Genomic DNA, 15,855 nt, shown 5'->3' with positions numbered 1-15,855 from the left:
CTTATGCTTTTATACGTTGAAACGGAAGTTTACTACGTCGCCGTCCTGCATCACATAGTCCTTGCCTTCCACGCGAACCTGACCTTTTTCGCGGGCAGCAGCTACACTGCCGTTGGCCACGAGGTCATCGTAGTTGACGATTTCGGCGCGGATAAAGCCGCGCTCAAAGTCCGTGTGAATCTTGCCGGCGGCCTTCGGTGCCGTGGTGCCCTTGGTAATCGTCCAGGCACGACATTCATCCGGGCCGGCGGTCAGGAATGTCTGCAGACCTAAGAGGTCAAAAGCAGCTTTGATGAGTCTGTCCAGACCGCTTTCCGTTTCGCCCAAATCCTCCAAGAATGCCTTGGCTTCTTCGGCATCGAGTTCAGCGATTTCCGCTTCTACGCGCGCAGAGATAGCCACAACCTCAGCGTTTTCAGCCTTGGCAAATTCCTTGACCTTCTGCACATAGGCATTTTCCTCATAAGCCGTAGCCACTTCATCCTCAGCCACGTTCGTGACATAGAGAGTCGGCTTCAATGTCAGCAGGTTAATGTCCTTAATCATTTCAAGCTCGTCTGCGGTGAGTTCCACCTGACGGGCCGGTTTGCCATTGTCGAGGCTTTCCTTGATACGGCGCAGGATTTCATCTTCCACCTTGGCTTCCTTATTGCCGGACTTGGCAATCTTAGCCAGACGCATGATGCGCTTTTCCACAACTTCGAGGTCAGCCAGGCACAATTCCGTCTGAATGATGTCGATATCGCGCAGCGGGTCAACGCCACCTTCCACATGGGTGATGTTGGCATCGTCAAAGCAACGCACCACATGAGCCACAGCATCTACCTGACGAATGTGTTCGAGGAACTTGTTGCCGAGGCCTTCGCCGTTGGCAGCGCCCTTTACAAGGCCCGCAATGTCCACGAAACGGACGGAAGCCGGAGTCGTCTTCTTGGAATCATACATCTTATGCAGGACATTCAGTCGTTCATCGGGAACGGCTACCACGCCTACATTGGGTTCGATGGTGCAGAAGGGGAAGTTGGCCGCTTCTGCTCCGGCCTTAGTGATGGCATTAAAGAGGGTGCTCTTGCCTACGTTGGGCAGGCCCACAATGCCGACTTCTAAATTACTCAATTTCTAAAACACCTCATCCGTCAGCCTGTCGGCTGACACCTTCTCCTCAAGGAGAAGGCTCTCTTACTTCTTCTTACAGCGTACCGAAAATACGGTCACCGGCATCGCCGAGGCCCGGTACGATATAGCCCTTTTCGTTGAGTTTTTCATCAACAGCGGCTACATAAACCGGCACATCGGGATGGTCTTCGTTGATAACCTTGATGCCTTCGGGAGCAGCCACGAGGCACATGAGCGTCAGGCTGGTTGCGCCTTTTTCCTTCAAGAGGGTCAGGGCTGCGGAAGCACTGCCACCCGTGGCCAGCATGGGGTCAACCACAATCAGCGTGCGTTCTTCCACATCACCGGGCAGCTTGCAATAGTATTCTACCGGCTTCAAGGTCTTGGGGTCACGGTACATACCCACGTGACCAACGCGGGCAGCGGGAATCATGTTAACCACACCGTTCAGCATGCCCAAGCCTGCGCGCAGGATAGGCACAACGCCCACCTTCTTGCCAGCCAGCACTTTGGCCGTGCACTTGGACACCGGGGTTTCAATTTCAATGTCTTTCAGCGGGAAATCCCGGGTGATTTCATAGGTCATGAGCATGGCGATTTCTTCGAGAAGTTCGCGGAAATCCTTCGTGCCCGTGTCCTTCTGGCGCATCATGGTGAGTTTATGCTGAATCAGGGGATGGTCAATTACATTTACATTAAGCTTATCAGACATTTTCTTTCTCCTTTTACATACCGGCATAAAGCGGGTATTTTTTGCACAGGGCGGCTACCCGCTTACGTGCTTCTGCTTTCTTTTCCTCATTTTCCACATCGCTCAGAACCAGAGCGATGATTTTGCCGACTTCCTGCAAATCGGCTTCCTTAAAGCCACGGGTAGTGAGGGCAGGCGTTCCCAAACGCAGGCCGCTGGTCACAAAGGGAGACAGTGGCTCGAAGGGAATGGTGTTGCGGTTGGCGGTGATGTTCACTTCGTCGAGCACCGTCTGCGCCACCTTGCCCGTAATTCCCTTGTTCGTAAGGTCTACGAGCATCAGATGGTTGTCCGTACCGCCGGACACAATACGGAAGCCTTCCTCCTGCAAGGTTTTCGCCAGCACTGCCGCATTTTTAATGACCTGCTTGGCGTATTCCTTGAACTCCGGTTTCAACGCTTCACCCAAAGCCACAGCCTTAGCCGCGATAACGTGCATCAAGGGACCGCCCTGAATGCCGGGGAATACCGCCTTGTTGAACTGCTTGCCGAACTCTGCATCTTTACAGAGAATCATGCCGCCGCGCGGGCCGCGCAGGGTCTTGTGGGTGGTGGTCGTCACCACATCCGCGTAGGGAATGGGGCTGGGGTGTTCACCTGCCGCCACAAGGCCGGCAATATGCGCGATATCCACCATCAGATAGGCGCCAACACCTTGCGCAATTTCCGCCAGTCGCGGGAAATCAAGCGTGCGGGCATAGGCAGAAGCGCCTGCCACAATCAGTTTCGGCTTGCATTCCTTAGCCTGCGCCTCCAGCGCATCATAGTCGATGGTTTCCGTTTCCTTGTCCACGCCATAGGGCACAATCTTGAAATACTTACCGGACATATTGACCGGGGAACCATGCGTCAGATGACCGCCATCGTTGAGGTTCATGCCCATCACCGTATCACCGGGCTGCAAAAGGGCAAAGAACACGGCCATATTGGCCTGAGCACCGGAGTGAGGCTGCACATTGGCATACTCTGCACCAAAGAGTTTCTTGGCCCGCTCAATAGCCAGAGTCTCCACTTCATCCACGAATTCGCAGCCGCCATAATAACGCTTGCCGGGATAACCTTCCGCATACTTATTGGTAAGCACGCTGCCCTGAGCTGCCAGCACAGCTTTGCTTACAATGTTTTCCGACGCGATAAGCTCCAGCTTTTCCCGCTGGCGGTTCAGCTCACTGCCTACATGCTTTGCTACATCCGGATCCGACTGCTGCAGAACTTCCATAAGATTCATGTGGTTGCCTCCTTTGAGCCACTGTGGCTCGGACCAAAAAACTTTACCTGACTTTCACTACCTTACTTGCTTTAATCTTGCTTATTTTTCCAGAGCCATGATTTTATTTACCCGGCGTTCATGGCGGCCGCCTTCAAACTTGCCTTCCACGAAGGCCCGGACGATTTCCCCGGCAGGGCCAAAGCCCAAGACCCGGCCACCCATGGCCAACACGTTGGCATCATTGTGCTGACGGCTCATCTTGGCCGAGAACACATCATTGCAGAGTGCGCAGCGGATGCCCTTGATTTTGTTGGCGGCAATGGAAATGCCAATGCCGGTGCCGCAGAGCACAATGCCGCGGTCGGCATTACCGCTTACAACATCACCGCAAACCTTTTCGGCAATATCCGGGTAATCAACAGAATCGGTACCAAAGGTGCCGACATCTTTTACCTCAACGTCGCCGTATTCCTTCAGAACCATCTTGACTTCTTCTTTGAGCTGGACAGCGCCGTGATCGCTGCCAATCGTTATTTTCATGAAATTCCCGCCTTTCATACATACTAAAGTACATTTTAGCACAATAAGCGAAAAAATCCTACCCAAAATTAACAGGTAATAATTGCCTTCGTGGGGCGGGCAGCCCTGCCGACGCTCAGCTCTTGCCTGCGGGCTGAAAAGGATTTTTGCTCTTCCATTAAGTATCGGGAAAAGTCAAAACTCGCTGCGCTCAAACAGTAGACTTTTCCCGATAACACTAAGGTAAGCAAAAATCCTTTTCGGACGCCCTTAGGCAAAACGCTTCGCTTTCGGCAGGGATGCCCGCCCCACTCGTAGTTACTTTTTTCTTTTTTGCACTTCACCTGCGACAGCAAGAGCTGAGCGGTGGCAAACCGCCAGCCCCACGCATCGTAATAACTTTTTATTTGTTAGGCCAGCCCATTACGCGGGAAACAGCTTCCTGCCACCCATCGTAGAGGGTCGCACGGCCCCGCTCACTCATGGACGGCTTAAAGCGCATGCCTTCCCGCCAGAGTTTCTTGAGCTCATCCACGCTTTCCCATACGCCGGTGGCCAGACCTGCCATAAAGGCAGCACCCAGCGCCGTGGTTTCCGCCACGTAAGGACGGATTACCGGGATATTCAGGAGGTCAGCCTGGAACTGCATTAGCGCATGGTTCTGGCTGGCACCGCCATCCACATGCAGACTCTTGATATCCATGCCCGTATCCGAGACAACGGATTCATATACATCACGCACCTGATAAGCCAGCGCTTCCAAAGCCGCCCGCACGATATGGGCACGCTGGGTATCCTCGTTGATGCCGATAATCATGCCGCTGGTTTCCATATCCCAGTACGGCGCCGACAGGCCGCGGAAGGCGGGAACGAAATAAACGCCGTCCGCATCCGGCACCTGCTTGGCCAGCCACTCGGAATCCGACAGGGAATCGATAAGCCCCAGACCTTCCTTGACCCATTTCAAAGTGGCACCGGACACCAACACACTGCCTTCCAATGCATAGGTGATTTCCTTGCCAATGCCCCAGGCAATCGTAGTAATCAGGCCGTTCTTCGAGCTGTGGTACTTCTTGCCCGCATTCATCAGGAAGAAGGAGCCTTCGCCATAAGTATTCTTGGCCATGCCCTTCTTGAAGCAGGCTTCGCCGAACAAATCCGCCTGCTGGTTGCCGATGCAGCCCGCAATGGGAATACGGGAGCCGATAACCGCCGCATCCGTCTCGCCGTAAACATGACTGGAAGGGCACACTTCCGGCAGCATCTTGCGAGGAATACCCAGATGTTCCAGAATATCATCATCCCAGTCCAGATTGCGCAGATTGAACATCATGGTACGGGAAGCATTGGAATAATCCGTAGCAAAAATCTCCCCGCCGCTGAGTTTCCACATGAGCCAGGTATCCACCGTACCGAACAGCAGTTCGCCGTTTTCTGCCATCTCCTTGGCGCCCAGCACATTTTCCAAAATCCAGCAGAGTTTTGTAGCCGAGAAATAGGGATTGATAACCAGCGAGGTCTTCTGTTTGATTTCCTCCTGCAAGCCAGCATTAACCAGACGTTTGCAGATGTCTTCCGTCTGCTGGGATTCCCAGCTGATAGCCGGATAAATGGGACGGCCCGTATTCTTGTTCCAGACAATGGTCGTCTCCCGCTGGTTGGTGACACCGATGCCTGCAATGTCCCGATGGGAAATCTTCGCCAGCTGAATAGCTTCCTTAGCCGTCCAGAGCTGCGTGCTCCAAATTTCATCCGGGTCCTGCTCCACCCAGCCTTTGTGCGGCTTGTTCACGCTGATTTTCTTTTCCGCATAGGAAACCATTTCGCCCTTAGAGTTGAAAATAACTGCGCGGTTTTTAATCGTACCCGAATCCAGCGCCAAAACATACTTTTCACTCATTGAGAAAATCCCTTCCTTCATTCCATTAAATCACTAGGAATAGTATATAATAAGTAGTTTCGTTGCGCAATAGAAAGACCGTGCATACATCGTTATGACAAGACGAAGTCCGGTATCCCCTTTCCCTACGCTCAAACAGTCTTGCCAAACGCTGTGGAAAAGGGGATACCGGACTCTTAGGTCTTACTTATTTATTGTATTAACTGTATTTTTCTGTATATGGCTTTTATTTCTGCTTATTTTGCAGGGATGGCTTCGGCCATGGTGGCAGTGGCTACTGCTTCCCGGGCTTCTTTTTCCGTCATGCCGGCGACGTTGATATTCTTCGTCGTTCTGGCGTCATAGGATTCCGCCCGCATGATTTCGGCGATGTCTACGCCGGTGGCTTCTTTGATGGTCTGAATGGTTTTGGCCATGACCAGGGGCACGTTGTCGCTCATGGAGGACATGCCGCTGCCATTGCCACCGCCAAAAATCGTGACCTTGTCGATGGTGCCTAATGGCTTAGCCACTTCAGCGGCAACCTTGGGCAAAATTTCAATGGCCATCTGTGCCATTGCGGCCTTGCCGTACTTCTTGAGCGCTTCGGCTTTCTTGTCCATGGCGGCTGCTTCTGCTTCACCTTTCAAGCGGATGGCTTCGGCTTCGGCCTGCGCCTTGGCGGTGATACCGGCAGCTTCCTGCTCCATGGCATATTTCTTAGCCTCGGCCTGGGCTTTCTGGGCTTCGGCATCTCTCTGCTGTTCGTAGAGTTTTGCTTCGGATTCGCGTTGGCGCTTGGCCAGTTCAGCTTCAGCCTGCTTGCTGATGTTGTACTTTTCCGCATCCGCTTTCTTCTGAACCTCTGCCGCCAGTTCCTGCTCGCGGACAGCTACCTGCTGTTTGCGCAGAGCTTCTTCGCGGTTGGCCTTGGCGATTTCCGCATCCACCGTGGCCGTCTCGATGGCCTTGCGCTGTTCCTGTTCCTGAATGGCATAAGCCGCATCGGCCTCTGCCTGCTTGATGTCGGATTCCCGCTTGAGCTCTGCCTTGCGGATGGCCAGCTCATTCTGACGCTGGGCAATTTCCAGTTCCGCCTTGACTTTGGCATCATTGGCTTCTTTCATGGCCTCGGCCTGTTTTACGCTGACATCCCGGTCAGCCAAAGCCTTGGCAATGGAAGCGTCCTTGCGAATCCGGGCCGTGTTGTCCGCACCCAAATCCGTGATGAGGCCCGTCTCATCGGTGATGTTCTGAATGTTGCAGGAAATCACCTTGATACCCAAGCGTTCCATATCCTGTGCAGCGGCAGCCTTAACCTGTTCCGAGAACGAATCGCGGTTGGTGCTGATTTCCTTCAAGGACAAGGTGCCCACAATCTCACGCATATTGCCTTCGAGAGAATCACGCAGCTGGTCGGCGATGAGTTCCGGCGTGAGGTTCAGGAAGTTCTTGGAAGCCAGCAAGCGAGCTTCATCGGAATCATCCACGGAAACCTTAGCCACGGCATCCACCTTGACGTTGATAAAGTCATTGGTGGGCACACTCTGCTGAGTGCGGATATCCACCGTCATCTGACCGAGATACAAACGGTCAACCCGTTCCAGAAGCGGCACCTTCACGCCGCCCTGGCCCACGAGCATGCGCGGCTTAGCCCGCCAGCCGGAGAGAATAAACGCGACATCGGGCGGTGCCTTTACCCAACAGGTAAGGGCAATCGCCATAACGATAAAGGCCAAAAGACCAACCAACATCAAATAAAATACCAAAATCAACACCCTTTCTTTAAGGAAATCTATAATTTATGTTCAATCCGCTTTGGCGATTGAATGTCCTGTAAAATACCGTCCAGCTCTTTTTCCAGTACGCTGAACTCAATCTCCCGGAGCGACGCCTGCCGCTCCGACAGTTCCCGGGCTTTTTCTGCCATAATCCCGCTGATTTTGGCAAAGATGCTATGGAACCGTCCGGCTTCCGCTGCCGTCATATTACCGGCCATGCCGATTATATAGTTGAGGTAAGGCTGGACAAACCTCAGGCAGTGCGCATCCATAGGAAGCTTGCTTCCTATGCAGATTCCCTCAAACAGGCTGATTTTCTGCACCATCGCCAGATAATTATCCGCCGCATAAAATGCATGGAGATAGCCGTAAAATTCCTTGCTGACACGGTCCAATATCGCCTGCTTATCCAGCAGGTAATAATGAAGCTCTGCCGTCATTAGCTGCCGCAGGATTTTAACCTCCGCCCGGTCTTCATGGGCAAAGAAATCTGGATTCTTCTGCTCCGGCTTCACCAGATGCCGCAGGGCATAGAACCTCAAAAAAAGCCCTTCTGCACAATGCTTGTCATATTCCAGCAGATTTCCAGACTCCCCATAGGCAGCGCTGGAGTTTAAGGCTCCCGTCTCATATTTTTGAAACAGCTCTGCCATATTCTCCCGCAGCAGTTCATATTCACAGCGTTTTTTGAAGTCCTGACTATCCATAGTTATCGCTCTCCATATCCTGTTTCATCGGACAATAATTATGCTACGATAAATTTATTAAATTTGTATTAGAATTGTAGCAATTTAAGCAAACTTTAATCTAAGCTTGTTATACTCTCATTGTTTTCATGTTATTTTCATTTTCAGGAGGTTTATATGAGTACAGTAAAAGCATGTTTAGACCAAAACGATTTTTCTCCTAAAGAACAAAGCCGCTGCAACAAGTTTATTTCATTCCTGGCGGTCTTTGCTCTCGTCAATTTCTTTTTCCAGTACACTTTATTTTCCACAGATTTATCCATCCGGACTTTTCTTAAGCCCGCAGCTCTGCTGCAGGTCGTTGTCTCGCTCAGTCTGATTGTCGTCAGTCTCTACATTTATTATAAGAATAAGGTTTTGCACTATCTGCTGCGCTTACTGCCCTGTGTATTTGTCAGCATGATTCTGATGAACATCTTCAGCAACATACTTGGTGCCGCTGCTCTGGTTTTATGGTTTGTTGCTTCTATCTATGTGAATCGCAAATATTTTAAGATTCTTGCCCTGCGCAAGAATTACCTTCGCTTCATCGTTTGGTGCACGGCTCTTATAATCGTCGGCTCCGTTATCGTAGCAGCCCTGACGCGCGGAATTGCTACCCCCAGTACTGTGAATATGATTCTGTTCATCAGTCTGGTTGAAGGACTGGGCAGCACCGCGCTTCTCTGGCAGCTTCTGTCCAAGGAAATTGCCAGTGGCCAGACCTTCTACGAAGCTATACGCTATACTGTTTTGATTCCCACAACTTTCATGTTCCTGCTCGGTGGCCTGCTTACCGCCATCCCCATCAAATTCTTCTCTGGTGAATACCTCTTCGGCGAAGACGGCAATGACTATCTGCAAATGCCGGAATCGAAATAATTTTTCCTACTAAAATACGCTGCGGTCATGAGAATTTCTCATGACCGCAGCGTATTTGTTGTTATGGAATCTTTAGGGGAAAAATGAACTTAGGAGATTTTTTATCCAAGAACGCCGCAGCTGGAAGCAACGAGATAAGCTACCAGTGCACCGCACAGAGGAGCAACAACAGGAATCCAAGCGTAACCCCAATCGGAGCTGCCTTTGCCAGCAATCGGCAGGATTGCATGGGCAATGCGCGGACCAAGGTCACGGGCGGGGTTCATGGCATAACCCGTGGGGCCACCCAGGGAAAGACCAAGAGCCAGAATCAAGATACCAACGATGTAGGGGCCATAGCCCGGAACGAGCGTGCCAACCGGTTTGGAGAAAATCATCCAGATGACGAACATCAGGAAGAACGTAGCGATAGCTTCGCAGAGGAAGTTAGCAGCCGGATTGCGGATAGCCGGGCCCGTGGAGAATACGCCGAGCTTAGCAGCCGGATCTTCGGTTTCAGCCCAATGCGGCAGGTATGCCAGCCATACGATAGCAGCACCAACGATACCACCGAGAATCTGTACGATAGAAGTCATCACGAACTGGTTGAAGGTATAAATACCAGCCATCATCTTAGCCAACGTAACAGCCGGGTTCAGATCCCCCTGAGGCGCGCCCAGCGTCGTAGCCGTGAATACACCGAGAGTAACGGCAAATGCCCATCCGAAGCCTATGCAAATCCAGCCGCCACCCTGGCCTTTGGATTTGGTCAGCGTCATATTTGCACAAACGCCGCAACCAAAGACGAGCAGGACCATCGTGCCCATGAACTCGCCGAACAAGTTTTCCGTACCTGTTACCATGATTATCCCTCTTTCTTATAAATAGATTATAGCTGTATAGCAGCCGGACGGACGAACCGCCCGGCTAAACTATCTCAACAAGCCTCTCTTGAATTACTCTTCATCCAGCCAATGCATGGAGTGTTTAACAGCTTTACGCCAGCCTTTGTAGAGGCGATCGGATTCTTCTTTTTCCATCTGGGATTCAAAGCGGGAATCCAGTTTCCAGCTGCTCTTGAGTTCTTCTTTGTTCGTCCAAACGCCAACAGCAAGACCAGCGAGGTAAGCTGCGCCGAGAGCCGTGGTTTCCGTAATCTGCGGACGGTCAACAGGAACGCCGAGGAGGTCAGCCTGGAACTGCATGAGCAGATTGTTAGCAACAGCACCGCCGTCAACTTTGAGAGCGGAGAGTTTTTCGCCGGAATCAGCTTCCATAGCTTCCAGAACGTCGCGGGTCTGATAAGCCAGGGATTCGAGGGTTGCACGAACGATATGGGCTTTCGTCGTGCCGCGAGTGATGCCGATGATAGCACCGCGGGCATTCATATCCCAGTACGGAGCGCCCAGACCTACGAAAGCAGGTACTACATAAACGCCGCCGTTGTCTTTCACCTTCTTGGCAACCCATTCGGAGTCCGGAGCGGAGTCTACCATGCGGACGCCGTCACGGAGCCACTGGATAGCGGAACCAGCTACGAAGATGGAACCTTCCAGAGCGTATTCAACTTTGCCATCCAGGCCCCAAGCGATGGTCGTTACGAGGCCGTTCTTGGATTTGTGAATTTCCGTACCGGTGTTCATGAGCATGAAGCAGCCAGTGCCGTAGGTGTTCTTAGCCATGCCCGGTTCGAAGCAGTTCTGGCCGAAGAGAGCTGCCTGCTGGTCACCAGCAGCGCCAGCAACAGGAATCGGCGCACCAAGGATGGACGGAATGGTTTCGCCGTATACGCAGGAAGACGGTTTAACTTCCGGCAGCATGCATTTAGGAACATCGAGATAACCAAGGAGTGCGTCATCCCATTTGAGTTCGTTGATGTTGTAGAGCATCGTACGGGAAGCGTTGGAGTAATCCGTCACATGAGCCTTGCCGCCCGTGAGTTTCCAAATCAGCCAGGTGTCAATGGTACCAAAGAGCAGGTCGCCCTTTTCTGCCTTTTCGCGGGCACCTTCCACCTTGTCGAGAATCCATTTGATTTTCGTAGCGGAGAAATAAGCGTCAATCAGAAGACCAGTCTTGTCCTTAACCTCATCCACAAGGCCTTTTTTCTTCAGGTCTTCAGCAATGGGAGCCGTCTGGCGGGACTGCCAAACGATAGCATTGTACACAGGACGGCCCGTGTTCTTATCCCATACAACCGTAGTTTCGCGCTGGTTGGTGATACCGATAGCAGCGATATCGCTGGCTACGAGACCAGACTGTTCAAGAGCTTCTTTCATAACCGTGGTCATGGAGCTCCAGATTTCATCAGCATCATGCTCAACCCAGCCCGGTTCCGGGAAGTACTGGGTAAATTCCTTCTGGGAAACGCCGACAATCTTCGAGTTCTTGTCGAAAATGATTGCGCGATTGCTCGTCGTACCTGCATCCAAAGCCATTACATAGTTCTTTGCCATTGTGAAACCCCTCTTCTTTCTTGTGAAGTCAATTAAGACTCAAATTAAGATTTAGATAATTCTTAATAATCCCCGGCAATTTTCTGTGCCAGGTCCAGGATTTTTACCGAGTCAATGCTGGCATACAAATCCTTGGGAATGACCGCTGATTTGACATTGGGATACTTGACCTGAATCTCCGGCAGTTCAAATGCGGACTGGGGAGCCAGAAGCATTACATCAGCGAACTGGGCTGCTTCCTTGACTTCCTGAATAGGATAGAAAGTCACCGAGCAAGGATACCCCAGTCTTGCTGCCTCATGCTCCATGCGGCGCACCAGCATATTGGTGGACACACCGGCAGAACAAATCAGTACAATTCTCCGAATCATCGAAAATCCTCCTTCCTTAACTATGGGTTATTTCCCATAAGCCTTGGCTAATATCTCAACGGGATGGCAGGTTTTGGCCTGCGTACCATGTTGGATCTGTAGTCTGCAGGTGCCGCAGTCACAGATGACTTCGTCACTAGCAGATTCCTTAATCCGGTTGAACAGTTTTTCACCAATCTTCATGGAGATTTCGTATTTATCTCCCTTGAAGCCGTAGTTACCGCTCATGCCGCAGCAACCGGCATCAGCCTGTTCTACCGTAACCCCGGGAACCTGCGCCAAAATCTTGGCGGCCGGAACACCGAAGCCCTGACTCTTGAGGTGGCAGGGAACGTGATACATGAGTTTTTCCCCGACCTGCTTAAAGTTTGTATTGAGCTGCCCCTTATCGGCGAGAATCTCCAGGAATTCAAAAGCGTCATAGACGTTTTCGCCCGCTTCGTGCATCTTTTCTTCATTAAATAACTCGTGATATTCCTGTTTGAGCATCAGCGAACAACTGGTGCAGCAGGCAACCACGGGGATGCCTTTTTCCTTCCATTCCAAAATGCGGGACACATTGTTATCTGCGTGTTCGTGAGCCTCATCGAGATACCCCGTAACCACCAGCGGCGAGCCACAGCAGTTGAACTTCTCATCCACGAGGACTTCATAGCCGTTGGCATTCATGACCTTGACAAAGGCCACACCCACCTGCGGTTCGTTGTCGTTGATGAAGCAGCCGGGGAAGAACACCACCTTTTTGTCGCTCTTGGGCTGCTTGATTCCCTTGAAAAGCTGCATAAAACTTTCCGAAGCGTAAGCCGGCATGCTGCGCTCACCGGCTATGCCCATAGCCGAGAACACGCCCAGGCTCTTGCCGATGCTCATGCCTAAGTTGGCAAAGGTTGCACCAAAGGGCAGAGAGCGGACAAGTTTTGCCATGCGCTCACCATGAGCCAGCATATCATCCCGCTGGGAATGCTCATGCGTTTCATAATACTTGGCCCGCTGCAGCATATTCAGCGTGGATACCGCTACCCCGGAGGGGCAGGCTCTATCGCAGCTCTTACAGTTGGAGCAGAAGTCCAGACTGTCTTCAAAATCATCCTGCGAAAAATGCATGCGGCTGTGGGCCGGGCCCACAAGTTTCGGGCCACGGTAGCTCTTTTCTGCTTCCATCACCGGGCAGCTGGACATGCAGGATGTGCAGGACAGGCAATGGTCAGCAGTCGAGAGAGCCGATTCCATTTCTTCTATTTTCTTACTAATATCGCTCATCGCCAAAGTCTCCCTTCCTCACATCAATGCGGCTTTGTAGGCCGAAGCTAACGCCACACCGTTGCCGGAATGTTCAAAGCAGAAATCATAACCACCCAGATTGCTGCCAACCACATAGACATTCTCATAGACGAGCTCGTTATTAGCATCTACAGGGCGCAGGCTCGTGTCCGTGCGCACGCCGGTCTTGGCAAAGCCCTGAGGTTTTGCAGAGAACAGTTCTGCATTGCTCCAGTTTTCCTCGCCGGATTCAATATATACAGGCAAATCAAAAATCATTTCCTGCGGATGTTCAAATTCCCGCACCGTGATGCCGCCGCTGTAGAGGCCGCCGGTAGCTAGAATGAACTTATCTGCATAATAGGTCTTTTCGCGAATCGAAGCTTCAGCTACAACTCCCGTAACCTTTTTGCCATCGCTTACCGCCCGGAGAACTTTGGTATTTTCCACAATTTCCACGTTCATATCCTTCAGGGCTTGTTTCAGCATCTTCTGCAGACGCAGGCCGTTGACAGATGGCGGCAGGCAGGTGGTTTCCAAAACTTCAGCGCCTAATTTCTCATGGATATAGGCGGCACATTCCTGACCTTTCGTGCCGAGTACCTGCGGAACCAGGAACACCGTGTTATCAGACTGAACATAAGGACGAAGCTGCGAAGCAAAGGAATCGCGGCCTTCCTGCGTATCCAGCCAGCGGGCCACATCAATGGTGGTGATGTCGCGGCCGCCCAGAAGCGGCGTTTCCACTTCCACTACCGGGAACTTGGTCTGGCCATTTAAGGACTGCTGGAGGTTATCCTGCAGGATATTGCCATAGAAATCCTTGAGTCCCTTGATGCCTACGATGACGATATGTTCCTCACCATGGAGGCTGGTGCCATCGAGGCAATGAGGTGCCAGGCAGGTCGGCTTCATGGTGCCCACAGCGGTGGGAACCAGCAGCTGATGGTCCAGAGAACCACGATAGGGGAAGCCGTAATCCCGGGTGAAGTCCAGGAAGAAGTTCACGGCTTTTTCCACCGTTTCCATCCCGATTTTGCTATAGGGATGTTCAGCCGGCAGGCTCTTGATGGCCTCTTTGGGACATTCTACATAATTGTGCTTCTCATCATAGCCCAGCACATCAATTACGCCGCTATTTAAGGAAAGTGAACCTGACCCGCAGGTTAGCAAGGTCACTTTTTTTCTCTGATTGGCACTGACCAAAGCCGCCATCAGGCCGGCAAAGCCGCTGCCAATTACCAGGGTATCCGCATGTTTCATTCCTTTTTGCCTCCATTCACATGAAAGGACAGTTCATATAAAGCCCGAGTCATCTGTGTTTCCCGCAGGGTTCTGCCGACGAGCACCGGACGGATGCCCTTCCAGCGGCCCTGCAAAAATTCCTTCATGCGAGTAAGTGTTTCTGCCGCCCGTTCGTGCTTGCCGTATTTAGCAAACAGGCCGGCGGAGCGCAGGGCACAGAAGTTGCCCTGGCAGGTGCCCATACCCACTCGGGTACGGCGGCGAATATCATTAATCTGATAGCAGGATTCTTCCTGCGCAATTTCTTCAAATTCAGCCAGCGTTACGTTTTCGCATTCGCAAACGAGTTCCCGTTTCTCCGGCGCTTCTTCCAAGCGTTTTACGACCTTGGCGAAACGTTCGGGGCCTAAGCGGGTTGCGGCCAGATTCGTACCATAAGCCGGGAAGTACTTGCGGGCTGCCTTCTTGGCATCCTCGCTGACCTCCGGAACCAGCGGTTCTTCGGCGGTACGGCATTTTTCCGTGTTGCCGAGCTTTGCACAAACCCTGTCGGCCATCTTTTCAGCCATGAGCCGGTAGGTGGTGAACTTGCCGCCCACGATGGTGAACATTCCCTTGAGGCCGTCATCCTCATGGTCAACGATGGCAAAGCCGCGGGAAGCACTGCGTCCGACTGCTCCTCCTGGCGGTATATAGAGCGGACGGGAACCGGCAAAGGCGCGAAGCATGCGGTAATCCCGCAGATGCTCAAAGGTCTTTTCACCGATAGATAGCAGGTTTTCCACTTCCGCGCGGGAAGTGCTGGTATCTTCCGCATCGGGAATACTCATGGAAGAAGTACCCAGAATGGTGATGGAACCATGCGGCACGAAGATATCACCATCGGAAGATTTGTGCAGACGGTTGACTACGTGATTGGTAATGCGCTGGTTGAAGGCTAAGAGCGTGCCCTTATCCGGCTGAACACCAACTTCGAGGCCTGCCAGAGCGGCAACCTTGCCAGCCCAGCCACCGGCCGCATTGATGGCGACTTCACATTCGATGATTTCTTCCTCACCGGTGATGGTATTTCGTACTTTCACGCCTTTAAGCTCGCCATTAGCCTGTTCAATCCCGATGACCTCGCGGTAGGTCAAGCTGCGTCCGCCATAGCGTTTGGCAGATTCTACATTCTGCCAGCTCATGCGGAAACCGTCGATGGCGGCATCTGGTACCAGATATGCCGACTGCACATTTTTCGAGAGCAGCGGCTCCAGCCGAAAGGCTTCTTCCAAGGTAATCGGCTTGGCTTCAATTCCACTCTCCGCACAACCCTTTACCCAGGCTTCTTCGTAATCCGGGTCATCAATGTTGAGTCTTACGAACATCCCCCCGGTCGTCTCTACACAGGACTTGCCAATCTTTCGCAAAATCTGATTTTCGATAATGCACTCCTTGGCTGCCTCCTGGTCTTTCACCGCATAGCGGCCACCGCTGTGCAGCAAACCATGATAGCGGGAACTGGCACCATTTACCAGGTCGCATTTTTCCACCAGCAGCGTATCTACCCCGCGCATGGAAAGGTCGCGCAGAATGCCTACGCCAGTAGCCCCGCCGCCAATAACAACGACCGTTGCTTTTTCCATCGTAAATCTCATCCTCTCCGGAATAACACACATTTTTAACCGCCTAAGCGATTATT

Annotated in this window: 14 protein-coding genes; 1 reads left to right on the top strand and 13 read right to left on the bottom strand. The window is 52.1% G+C overall.

Annotated elements, in window-relative coordinates; all coding sequences use genetic code 11:
• Positions 1-9: 9 nt before the first annotated feature.
• The 7 genes from ychF to T320_RS04560 form a co-directional block, all read right to left on the bottom strand.
• Positions 10-1,116 carry a redox-regulated ATPase YchF gene (gene ychF, locus T320_RS04590; protein WP_026759818.1) on the bottom strand — a complete coding sequence of 369 codons (1,107 nt, stop codon included), beginning with the start codon at positions 1,114-1,116 and terminating at the stop codon, positions 10-12.
• A 73-nt stretch (positions 1,117-1,189) separates the two neighbouring features.
• Positions 1,190-1,828 carry a uracil phosphoribosyltransferase gene (upp, locus tag T320_RS04585; RefSeq protein ID WP_026759817.1) on the bottom strand — a complete coding sequence of 213 codons (639 nt, stop codon included), beginning with the start codon at positions 1,826-1,828 and terminating at the stop codon, positions 1,190-1,192.
• 13 nt (positions 1,829-1,841) lie between these two features.
• On the bottom strand, positions 1,842-3,095 hold the full coding sequence (gene glyA, locus T320_RS04580) for a serine hydroxymethyltransferase (protein WP_037353438.1): 1,254 nt from the start codon (positions 3,093-3,095) through the stop codon (positions 1,842-1,844).
• Between the two features lie 81 nt (positions 3,096-3,176).
• Entirely contained in the window at positions 3,177-3,617 is a 441-nt protein-coding gene (gene rpiB, locus T320_RS04575; RefSeq protein WP_026759815.1) for a ribose 5-phosphate isomerase B, read from the bottom strand.
• A 382-nt stretch (positions 3,618-3,999) separates the two neighbouring features.
• A complete protein-coding gene (gene glpK, locus T320_RS04570; RefSeq protein WP_037353435.1) occupies positions 4,000-5,496 on the bottom strand; it encodes a glycerol kinase GlpK in 1,497 nt (498 codons plus the stop codon).
• A gap of 236 nt (positions 5,497-5,732) precedes the next feature.
• Positions 5,733-7,229 carry a flotillin family protein gene (locus T320_RS04565; protein ID WP_037353606.1) on the bottom strand — a complete coding sequence of 499 codons (1,497 nt, stop codon included), beginning with the start codon at positions 7,227-7,229 and terminating at the stop codon, positions 5,733-5,735.
• Positions 7,230-7,270: 41 nt separating this feature from the next.
• Positions 7,271-7,963, bottom strand: a complete 693-nt coding sequence (locus T320_RS04560; protein ID WP_037353432.1) for a hypothetical protein — start codon at positions 7,961-7,963, stop codon at positions 7,271-7,273.
• 156 nt (positions 7,964-8,119) lie between these two features.
• Here T320_RS04560 and T320_RS04555 point away from each other — a divergent pair, with 156 nt between their 5' ends.
• Positions 8,120-8,863, top strand: a complete 744-nt coding sequence (locus T320_RS04555; RefSeq protein WP_037353429.1) for a hypothetical protein — start codon at positions 8,120-8,122, stop codon at positions 8,861-8,863.
• Positions 8,864-8,964: 101 nt separating this feature from the next.
• Here the strand turns inward: T320_RS04555 and T320_RS04550 are convergent, their stop codons facing one another.
• The 6 genes from T320_RS04550 to glpA form a co-directional block, all read right to left on the bottom strand.
• Positions 8,965-9,705, bottom strand: a complete 741-nt coding sequence (locus T320_RS04550; RefSeq protein ID WP_026759804.1) for an MIP/aquaporin family protein — start codon at positions 9,703-9,705, stop codon at positions 8,965-8,967.
• 93 nt (positions 9,706-9,798) lie between these two features.
• On the bottom strand, positions 9,799-11,298 hold the full coding sequence (gene glpK / locus T320_RS04545; RefSeq protein ID WP_026759803.1) for a glycerol kinase GlpK: 1,500 nt from the start codon (positions 11,296-11,298) through the stop codon (positions 9,799-9,801).
• 62 nt (positions 11,299-11,360) lie between these two features.
• Positions 11,361-11,669, bottom strand: a complete 309-nt coding sequence (locus T320_RS04540) for a PTS sugar transporter subunit IIB (protein WP_026759802.1) — start codon at positions 11,667-11,669, stop codon at positions 11,361-11,363.
• A 27-nt stretch (positions 11,670-11,696) separates the two neighbouring features.
• Positions 11,697-12,929 carry an anaerobic glycerol-3-phosphate dehydrogenase subunit C gene (locus tag T320_RS04535; RefSeq protein WP_231465847.1) on the bottom strand — a complete coding sequence of 411 codons (1,233 nt, stop codon included), beginning with the start codon at positions 12,927-12,929 and terminating at the stop codon, positions 11,697-11,699.
• A gap of 18 nt (positions 12,930-12,947) precedes the next feature.
• Positions 12,948-14,192 carry an anaerobic glycerol-3-phosphate dehydrogenase subunit GlpB gene (glpB, locus tag T320_RS04530; protein ID WP_037353426.1) on the bottom strand — a complete coding sequence of 415 codons (1,245 nt, stop codon included), beginning with the start codon at positions 14,190-14,192 and terminating at the stop codon, positions 12,948-12,950.
• Positions 14,189-15,799, bottom strand: coding sequence for an anaerobic glycerol-3-phosphate dehydrogenase subunit GlpA (gene glpA / locus T320_RS04525; protein WP_037353423.1), 1,611 nt, complete (start codon positions 15,797-15,799; stop codon positions 14,189-14,191). Before glpA ends, glpB begins: the two co-directional genes overlap by 4 nt.
• Positions 15,800-15,855: the final 56 nt, after the last annotated feature.

It is taken from the genome of Selenomonas sp. FC4001 (genome assembly GCF_000701565.1).
Lineage (GTDB): Bacteria > Bacillota > Negativicutes > Selenomonadales > Selenomonadaceae > Selenomonas_A > Selenomonas_A ruminantium_B.
Note: the sequence above shows the minus strand (reverse complement) of the source record. Positions and strands in the feature narration are given on the sequence as shown.